Annotated in this window: 9 protein-coding genes, 1 tRNA gene and 1 pseudogene; 5 read left to right on the plus strand and 6 right to left on the minus strand. The window is 43.9% G+C overall.

Going from position 1 to position 9,214, the window contains the following annotated elements; translation table 11 throughout:
* Nucleotides 1–224 precede the first annotated feature (224 nt).
* Nucleotides 225–359, plus strand: a pseudogene (locus tag O9295_RS27940) (type II toxin-antitoxin system PemK/MazF family toxin); the annotation flags it as partial.
* Between the two features lie 174 nt (nt 360–533).
* Here O9295_RS27940 and O9295_RS19095 read toward each other — a convergent pair.
* From O9295_RS19095 to purH, 3 genes are all read right to left on the minus strand, one after another.
* Complete coding sequence (locus tag O9295_RS19095; RefSeq protein ID WP_043996815.1) at nt 534–1,034, minus strand: endonuclease V; 501 nt, start codon at nt 1,032–1,034, stop codon at nt 534–536.
* Nucleotides 1,031–1,162: a hypothetical protein gene (locus tag O9295_RS19100; protein ID WP_255520654.1), complete on the minus strand. Its 132-nt coding sequence runs from the start codon at nt 1,160–1,162 to the stop codon at nt 1,031–1,033. The genes O9295_RS19095 and O9295_RS19100 overlap by 4 nt, the downstream gene beginning before the upstream one ends.
* Before the next feature lie 517 nt (nt 1,163–1,679).
* Complete coding sequence (gene purH / locus O9295_RS19105) at nt 1,680–3,215, minus strand: bifunctional phosphoribosylaminoimidazolecarboxamide formyltransferase/IMP cyclohydrolase (protein ID WP_288034554.1); 1,536 nt, start codon at nt 3,213–3,215, stop codon at nt 1,680–1,682.
* A gap of 356 nt (nt 3,216–3,571) precedes the next feature.
* On the opposite strand from purH, the gene O9295_RS19110 reads away from it, so the two are divergent.
* The 3 genes from O9295_RS19110 (at nt 3,572) to O9295_RS19120 (ending at nt 5,661) form a co-directional block, all read left to right on the plus strand.
* Nucleotides 3,572–4,138 (plus strand): ATPase, encoded by a 567-nt coding sequence (locus tag O9295_RS19110; RefSeq protein WP_288034556.1) that lies wholly within the window; start codon nt 3,572–3,574, stop codon nt 4,136–4,138.
* Between the two features lies 1 nt (nt 4,139).
* On the plus strand, nt 4,140–4,325 hold the full coding sequence (locus O9295_RS19115) for a hypothetical protein (protein ID WP_002794338.1): 186 nt from the start codon (nt 4,140–4,142) through the stop codon (nt 4,323–4,325).
* Between the two features lie 286 nt (nt 4,326–4,611).
* Nucleotides 4,612–5,661, plus strand: a complete 1,050-nt coding sequence (locus tag O9295_RS19120) for a hypothetical protein (protein WP_288034560.1) — start codon at nt 4,612–4,614, stop codon at nt 5,659–5,661.
* A gap of 31 nt (nt 5,662–5,692) precedes the next feature.
* On the opposite strand, the gene O9295_RS19125 is transcribed toward O9295_RS19120, so the two are convergent.
* Together O9295_RS19125 and O9295_RS19130 are read right to left on the minus strand one after the other, a co-directional pair.
* On the minus strand, nt 5,693–6,487 hold the full coding sequence (locus tag O9295_RS19125; protein WP_287170251.1) for a TrmH family RNA methyltransferase: 795 nt from the start codon (nt 6,485–6,487) through the stop codon (nt 5,693–5,695).
* A 91-nt stretch (nt 6,488–6,578) separates the two neighbouring features.
* Nucleotides 6,579–6,662, minus strand: a tRNA-Leu gene (locus O9295_RS19130).
* 191 nt (nt 6,663–6,853) lie between these two features.
* Between O9295_RS19130 and murA the strand changes: the two genes are divergently transcribed.
* On the plus strand, nt 6,854–8,167 hold the full coding sequence (gene murA / locus O9295_RS19135; RefSeq protein ID WP_288034563.1) for a UDP-N-acetylglucosamine 1-carboxyvinyltransferase: 1,314 nt from the start codon (nt 6,854–6,856) through the stop codon (nt 8,165–8,167).
* A 120-nt stretch (nt 8,168–8,287) separates the two neighbouring features.
* On the opposite strand, the gene O9295_RS19140 is transcribed toward murA, so the two are convergent.
* Entirely contained in the window at nt 8,288–8,890 is a 603-nt protein-coding gene (locus O9295_RS19140; RefSeq protein WP_288034566.1) for a Uma2 family endonuclease, read from the minus strand.
* Between the last annotated feature and the right edge of the window lie 324 nt (nt 8,891–9,214).

Raw genomic sequence — 9,214 nt, forward strand, 5'->3', positions numbered from 1 at the left:
CAAACCGCCGACACCATCGGTCAAAGCATGGGGGCATCGCGGCTGGGGTTGTCTCTTTCATCGCTGCTCTTTCAACGTAAAGTGCTTACTCTTTAACGATTATACTCGATTTGATCTTTATTTGGCGTTTAAGTCCCATTAAGGAAGAATGAGACTTTATGGCAAGAGGAAATTTCTGAAAGGCAGACATGGGAGCAAACTCTCGCTGATGGAGTAGAAGGGTAGTGGCAGAAATTACCAGAGGAGAAATATGGCTAGCAGACCTTAATCCAGTAAGGGGGCATGAACAGGCTGGTAAGCGTCCGTGTTTAGTGATTTCAGCAGACCTGTTTAATCAGGGTGCATCTGGCTTAGTTGTTGTTTTGCCAGTAACTTCTAAAGACAAAGGAATCCCTTTTCACCTAAAAATGGTGCGTTCCCAAAAATCGATCGGTGGAGCAGTAGGCTCCAGATTAGGGAACGCACCCTACAAGCTCGGCGTACTGCTACGCAGTGCCTTCGGCATCGCACTATGCAGTGCCTTCGGCATCGCACTATTTCAGTCTCCGTGCAAGACCATCAGCGGCCTTGAGCATCTTGGGTATTCGGAATTGCCCAGCCATTGATTGAATGTGTTGGGCAGCTACGTTGTATTCGATGCCGATTGCTGTGACAAAGAGAGGCCGCTTGCTGTTTGCGCGGAACACTTCGACCGCGTGTTCCGAATCACGATAACGGTTCTTGGCAACGCCGACGATGACGGCGGGTTGCGTCAGCGAACGGTGCAGATACGCACCCAAACCTGGCGTAAGGTCACGAGAGAGATGGCAATAGCCATCAATCACATAGGTGTGTACGTCGAACCCGATCTGCGTGATCACCCTCAGCAGCGGCGACAATTCCCGCCTGTAGAACTTTCCTGGTTCGTATGCCGCCACAGGTTCTTCGGTCGCCGTGCGGCTGGCAATTGGTTCCTCAGATTGCCATTCTTTGAACACAATTGCGGCAGCGTGTGCCGCAGTGTCGGTGTAATGGACATCGAGAGCAGCAATCATCGGAGGCCACCATCCAGAAAATGAACCGGCTTACCGGCAATTATTGCGTCGAGGCAGCCTTCCAATTGAATTGCTTCTGGTAGTTCTTGAGCTTTTTGTACAGGTTTACTTAGAAGTGTTGATAACATTTCTTCTCTTCTCTTGAAAACATCACTATATGTTAGACGGAAAGTTTCCATATATCACGCCGAATACACATTTGTTAAAAAAAAATCTTTCCGCCTATTACTCTCAAATGGAGCAATCGCAAGAAACTTTCCCTATATTACGCCCAAAAGCGTGTTAGCCAGATTAGTTTACTGCAAACAATCTACTTTAAAGAGACTTATCACAGAAGCCTTCTAGGGTTCTAGCAAAGATTCTTAGATCTGACTGCACTTTGTCACAAAACTTCACTATTATTTTGACACTCTTAATAGTTGGAGAGGAAACATTGATCGCCAAGTCTGGTCAATTTTTGTCCAAAGCATTTCAGGAAATGACCTGAATAAATAGCTAGACATAGCGCTATTTTCTTTGTTCCCCAAAAGTAAGCTATCCTCGCACTTTTGGCAAATTTAAGACTATTGAATAGGGGAAATTAACCAATAATTAATAACTGGTTGGGGTGCGTTAATTTAAGCAATAACACACCCTAACTTTATATTAATGCAAGAAATGACGAATGCCTGTTAAGACCATAATTAAACCTAACTCATTAGCGGCATTAATCGAATCCTGATCTTTTAAAGAACCTCCGGGTTGAACAATTGCCTCGATACCAAACTGGGCCGCCGTGCGAACAGAATCATCAAAAGGGAAAAAACCATCACTAGCTAAATAGCCACCTTTAGCCGCTTCCCCTGCTTGTTCAAGGGCAATTTTCACCGAACCAACGCGATTCATTTGCCCCGCACCAACGCCTAAAGTAGTTTGATTTTTTGTCACCACAATAGCGTTAGATTTAACGTGCTTAGATACTTTCCAAGCAAACAGTAATTCCGCTAATTGTGCGGCAGTGGGTTGTTTTTCTGTCACCACGCGCCAATCATCCGGGGTTTCTACCAGATCATCGGCCGCTTGTACTAGAAAACCGCCAGCGATAACTTTTACTGTTTGTTTTTCTCCCGTGGTTAAGTCCGGCAGCAATAAAATCCGCACTTTTGACTTTTTAGCGAGGATATCCTGGGCTTCGGGGCTACAATCGGGGGCAACCACGCATTCTAGGAAGGTTTTCGTTAATTCTTTAGCGGTTGCTTCATCTATGGCTTGATTTAGGGCAACAATACCCCCAAAAGCCGAGATAGCATCGGCGTTAAAAGCTTTAGTATAAGCTTCCACTAAACTACCACCGATCGCCACCCCACAGGGATTAGTGTGTTTCAAAATAGCGGCGGCTGGTTCTTCACTGCCGAATTCGGCGATTAAACGGCGGGCTGCTTCTAAATCGACTAAATTGTTATAACTTAGTTCTTTTCCCTGTAATAAGGTCGCTTTTCCCCAACCTTGAGCCATTGTACCGCTGCCGTACCAAGTGGCACTTTGGTGGGGATTTTCGCCGTAACGCAGGGTTTGCAGGGCATTTCCCGCCAAATTAAAGCGAGTCGTTTCCCCGTTTAAGCTGGCGAAATAGGCAGCGATCGCACCATCGTAGGCATTGGTTAAAGCGAAGGTTTCCCCCGCCATTTTTTGACGGAATTCCAGGGAGATTTCGCCGTTATTTTGCCGTAATTGGCTTAAATACTGCTCGTAATACTTCGGGTTACTGATGACAGTCAAATGGGCGAAATTTTTAGCTGAGGCGCGTAACATCGCCGGACCACCAATATCGATTTGTTCGATCGCCTGAGCGGTGGTGACCTCAGGATTGGCGATCGTCTGTTCAAAGGGATAGAGATTAACCACCACCAAATCAAAAGGACGAATTTGATTAGCCTCCATTTCCGCTAAATCTGACTGCCAATCCCGTCTAGCCAAAATACCGCCATGGATGCGAGGATGGAGAGTTTTCACCCTTCCGCCCAAGATTTCAGGAGATCCTGTATATTCTCCCACTTTAATCACGGTAATTCCCGCCGATTGGAGCGTTTTGGCGGTTCCTCCACTGCTAATAATTTCAAAATCAAATTCTTCTGTTAGCTGACGGGCAAAGTCAACTATTCCGGTTTTGTCAGTGACGCTGATCAGCGCTAAACGTCCCATAGTAGTGATCTATAAGCAACAATCTCAGTATATCCCAGCCCTAACCCGTTAAAAATTAAAAAAAGTAGGTTAGTAAATAATCAGCTGCTTCTATATTTTCGTCTCTCAAATATCAACTTATGCCAAGGAAATTTTTAAAGTCCTCCTTGAAAGATTTAGTCTGACTTGTTAAAAAATACAGGATTTTTCAGGGTAACGAAGTCGATCGAGATTAGTGAAAACCTCTTGGCAACCGTCATCGCCAAATGTTCTCAGATTACCATCATCTAGGAGAGTAGCCACTTCTGGTAAACTGGTACCACTGGTACTTAGTTCGAGGTTATCTCAAAATAATCTGGAGGACGAGCTTTTCCCTCATGTCTGACGTTTATCTAATTGGTGGCCCCAATGGTTCCGGGAAAACCACCGTCGCTAAAAAAATTTTACCCAACTTTTTAGGCGTTATCGAGTACGTTAACGCCGATGAAATTGCCGCCGGACTCTCACCTTTTAATCCTGAGTCGGTTGCTATCCAAGCAGGACGGTTGATGTTAGAAAGGCTGGTAACACTGAAGTGCCAAGGAATAGATTTTGCCTTTGAAAGCACCCTGGCAGCCCGACATTTTGCCCGTTTTTTGAGAGACTGTCGCAGTTCTGGCTATAGGCTCAATCTTATTTATTTTTGGCTACAAAGTCCAGAATTAGCTTTAGAGAGAGTTCACAGAAGGGTAGCCAGTGGCGGTCATAATATTCCTGAAGATGTGGTTCGTCGTCGTTATGAGCGGGGACGCATTAACCTCGTGCAGTTGTATTTACCTTTGTGCGATACTTGGGTTATCTATGATAATTCTGGGGATGAACCGCACTTAGTTGCTGCGTTAGGATTTAATCAACCTCCTATTATTTATAACCCAGACACCTTCCGAATCATTACCAGAAACTAAAATGACTGAACCAACCTTAACGGAACTGCATCAGAAAATCGATACAGGTGTTAGAGTCGCAATCGCAGAAGCAATTGAGAGACACCGCCTCTTAGGAGAGTCTATCAGCATTTTCAAAGATGGCCAAATTGTCACCTTAACAGCCGAGCAAATTCCGCCAAAACTTGCCAAAAAAACGGAAGTGTAAAAAATTGGTTGACTGTCTCAAATTTCACTATTCGCGGCAATTCTATCAAGACTAGAAACGAAAAATAAGCAATTTAGAAGGTTTAAGGCGGGATTACCCGGATGCTAATCTTAGTTTTAACGGAAGATTACGCTGTAGCTAATCCAATCTACTCAACTATATTTTTCGAGGTTCCCAAAGATTTTCAGTCGTGATACAATATTAGGCCGATGTCTATTACAGCGTTTCTCATAAAGATGAAGTGTAACCTGATTCGATATCGACGACCGACTCCTGACTACCTAAAATGAAAACTTCGTACCTCACCATTAAGATAACTGATATAAGTGCGAATCGAGTGGTTAAGTTCTCGATTATTTTTTTCTTATCTGCTATTTTTGCTAGTCTTAGTTCACAATTTTTGCTTCTTGCTTCTAGTTCACAAGCAATTGCTCAAACAAGTAATTTAAGCAACCAATCTTCTCCAACTTCCAATGAATTATTGAATGGAATAATTATTGCAATTGTTTCTGGAATAATTGGATTTCTTGCCAATTTTATTATTGAACTACTCAAGAAAAAAAGTGAACCAAGAAAGCAAATTTCTTATAGCAAGCTTGTCAAAAGCGGAATTATTGGCAATATTGAAAAAGATATCGAGAACAAAATTGGTATCTTGTACAATGGAAAGCCAGCACAAAATATGTTTTATGCACTTTTTGATATTGAGAATACAGGTAATCAACAAATTAAAAATCAAGAAATAAGATTTGAATTCACAAATATCGATGAAGTCTTAGATGTATTTTACTGTCCCCAAAAAATAGAACCTGAAATGGAGCTTAAAGAACTTACCGAAACCAGTCTTGGCAAGCATGAGAAAAAGTTTAGAATAGGTGTTATTAAACCACAAGAAAAACTAGGATTTAGATTTATTGTACAAGGACTGAAAAGTCAAGCTCTGGACTTCAAGCACCACACTAAAAATGATGATGATGTACGTTTTATCAAAATTGAAGAAAAAAAAGTTGCAGACGACATTGAACAGGTAAGAGTTTTCTTGACGAATTGTCTTTTTGCTTTTGTGTTGCTACCTTTGATAAGAACAAGTTTTTCTTCTATCTCCATTATTTATATTTTTATATCTCCCTTGCTATCATTAGCCAGTTTGTCAATTTTTGTTTTTTTAATACTTCCACGTCTTGAGGCATTTATAAAATCCGTTATTAATCTAGTATCAGCAACATCAAATAAACAGTCCGATGTACGATGCGGGGATATAGGAATGTTAGTTACTGGAGGTTCTGTAAACGTTGAAAAGCTTGCATTATCATCCGATGAAAATGAAGTAATATAACTGTCGGTTTTAACGGTGGATTACGCTGACGCTAATCCACCCTACTGTAGGATAATTGTCTTCTAGCTTCGTAGAGGATGACAGCAGTAGCGATCGCAACATTTAAAGATTCCACACCACCAAAGAGGGGAATTTTCACCGTTTCATCGGCTAAAGTCGCTAATTGGGGTGATAAACCGGCTCCTTCATTGCCTAATAATATTAAAGTCGGACGGGTAAAATCAATCTCCCAATGGCTTTTGGTGGCTGTGGGTAAAGTCGCGATCGCTTTTACCCCCTGTGCTTGATATTTTTTCACTAAAGCGGATAAATCCGATTCTACCACTAGGGGCGATCGAAACCATTCCCCGGCGGAACTGCGGATCACTTTGGGGTTATCGATTTCGACGCTATCGAGACTTAACCAGATACCCTGTACTTCCGTAGCCACAGCAGTGCGGATAATAGTGCCGAGATTGCCTGGATCCTGCAATCTTTCCAAAACTAAGCCCAATTGTAGCGGATTTTGGGGGACTGGATGAAGGTGATCACGGGCAATAGTGGCAATCACACCATCGGGGTTAACCGTGGTTGCTAGGGAAGCGAGGACTTCCGGGGAAACTATCTCGACTCGTTTGGCTTGATTTTGAAGCTTCTCTGCTAATTCTCCCTGTCTTTGCTGCCACTTTTCAGTATAACAAACCGTCTCTAGGGAACAATTCACGGCTAAAGCCGTCTCTAGTAAGTGGGTTCCCTCAATTAAGGACAAATTCTGCTCCTGTCGCTCTCTAGTGCGGTGTAGCTTGCGAATTTGCTTGATTAAAGGGTTTTGAACACTGCTAATCATAGCCGTTACAGGAGAGCGATCGAGATTATAGCCAATCGGATTTTTCACCCCGCTAGGGCTACCCTAAACAACTGCGTCTTGAGGGAGATAATGCGGAACTCGGGACTTGAACCCGAAAGTCTTTGCAGACACTAGAACCTGAATCTAGCGCGTCTACCAATTCCGCCAGTTCCGCATTTTTCTTTCACAATCTTTTATTATACTATCGGACAATCCATAAGTCAAGATAGTTCAGATAATTAAGACAAAAATCGCTTTTCGGGGTAGAATCACCAATAATTTCCTCAAAAATCTGATAAAATGCAGTGTCATTTTGCCGAAGCTCTCCTTAGCCAAGACTGCCAACCAAGATAAATGAATCATCCTATGACCATCGATACCGAGCATCCCTATTTAGAAATTCAAGGTCGTCACTCTCTCAAGGGTGAAGTCAAGATCAGTGGTGCCAAAAATGCCGCTCTAGTGATTATGGCGGGAGCTTTACTCTGCTCCGACGAGTGCCAGATTAGTAATGTACCTGCCCTGGCCGATATCGAGCGGATGAGTCAAATTCTCTCGGCTTTGGGCGTGCAAGTCCGTCGCACCGGAGATAGACTAGAGATTGATGGCAGAGACCTCAAACAAGCTCAAGCACCCTACGATCTCGTCTCCCAGTTGCGGGCCAGTTTTTTTGCCATTGGACCGATTTTAGCCCGTTTAGGAGAAGCAAAAGTTCCCCTCCCCGGCGGCTGCGCCATTGGGGCCAGACCAGTGGATCTGCACGTTAGAGGCCTACAGTCAATGGGTGCAGATGTATTAATTGATCGGGGCATGGTACACGCCCGCGTTAAAGGTAATGGTCGTCTGAAAGGGGCGAATATTTATCTGGATTATCCCAGTGTGGGAGCGACGGAAACCCTAATGATGGCGGCGACTTTAGCGTTCGGGGAAACCATTCTCGGTAATGCGGCCCAGGAGCCGGAGGTGATTGATTTAGCCAATTTTTGTGTTTCCATGGGGGCAAAAATTCGCGGTGCCGGGACCAATACAATTGTCATCGAGGGAGTTTCCCGTCTGCACAGTACCGATTACAGTATCATTCCCGATCGCATTGAAGCGGGGACTTTACTGATAGCCGGGGCAATTACCCGCTCAGAAATTAGTCTTTATCCCGTGATTCCCAGCCATTTAGCTTCGGTAATTGCCAAACTGCACGAAATCGGTCCGGAAGTGGTGGAAGATGGTCCCAATCGTCTCCGGATTATCCCTAAAGACTTAAAAGCCACCGATATCGAAACCCTGCCCTATCCCGGTTTTCCCACAGATATGCAGGCCCAATTTATGGCTCTATTAACTTTAACCGAGGGCAGTAGCGTGGTTAATGAGACGGTTTTTGAAAATCGTCTGCGTCATGTGGCCGAATTAAAGCGTCTGGGAGCAGATATCAAGGTCAAAGGAAATGTGGCTTTAGTGCGCGGTGTGCCTTTCCTCTCCGGAGCGCCAGTGATGGCCACGGATCTACGCGCTTCGGCAGCTTTGGTGGTAGCAGGATTGGCAGCCCGGGGGACTACTATTGTGCAGGGACTCCATCACCTCGATCGAGGTTACGATAATTTAGAGGGTAAATTAAGAGCATTAGGGGCAAATTTACGCCGGGTTGATCCTTTAGCCTTAGAATTGGCTACCCTGTCCCAATCTTAAGAGGATGATTAGTTATCGCTGTTCTATCAGTGTTGAGGATTCCCGTGAGCAACAATATAGAACAGCGTTAATCGTGCTTAGTTGTTCTATATTGACGGAACCTTTCATCAGCGATCGCATTTACCAAATCTTAGCCATTACTAATACAAACCCCGGCAATTCTGGATCACCACTAATGGTTTCAGGAGCATTTAAAATCTCCGGTTCTCGATAGGGACGATAAATATAGACTTGGCGATTTTGGCGATCTATTAACCAACCCAATAAAGTACCATTGGCAATATATTCTTCCATCTTTTTCTGCAAACTGGATACTGTATCACTAGCAGAACGCAATTCAATGACAAAATCGGGACAGATGGGGGCAAAAGAGGCTTTTTGTTTTTCTGTTAAAGCATTCCAGCGTTCTAATTTAATCCAAGCAGCATCGGGTGAACGAGTCGCACCATTGGGCAGCGTAAAACCCGCACTGGAATCAAACCCAAGCCCCGTTCCATCTAGTTCTGACCAGTTCCCCAGTTGCACAGCTATATTAAGATTGCGATTACCCGTATCTGAAAAAGCAGGGGGCATAACGATCACTTCTCCACTAGCGCTGCGTTCAATGCGTAAATCTCGATTGGCTAAACAAAATTCATAAAATTGCTCCTCCGTCATCGGCATAATCCAAGGAAGATCAATCATCAAAGGAGCCGAGGTCGCTTGCACAAGTAGTGTCGTCATATTTTCGCCCTACTCAAGAATTACACGAGTTAACAACTGAATGCCCTTCAATCTTAACTTAGCTCTTGTCATCGGCATTATTGACTACTAAAAGATAGAAGGCGATCGCTCTTAACCTTGCTAAAGAAGCCTGACGGAGCGGAATGTAAATATTTATAAAAATGTAGCTTAGAATACAGTTATGGGTGCGAAACGTTTAGGCATGAAATAGGGCTGAAATGCCTGAAATAACCGCCTAGTAAGGTCTTCAGTCCCCCGACTGAATCTAAGAGGTCAACCATGACCAACCTTATAACTGTTTATATGTCCCGACGTTTAGTATCG

This window comes from Microcystis sp. LE18-22.4A (assembly GCF_027531105.1).
GTDB lineage: Bacteria > Cyanobacteriota > Cyanobacteriia > Cyanobacteriales > Microcystaceae > Microcystis > Microcystis aeruginosa.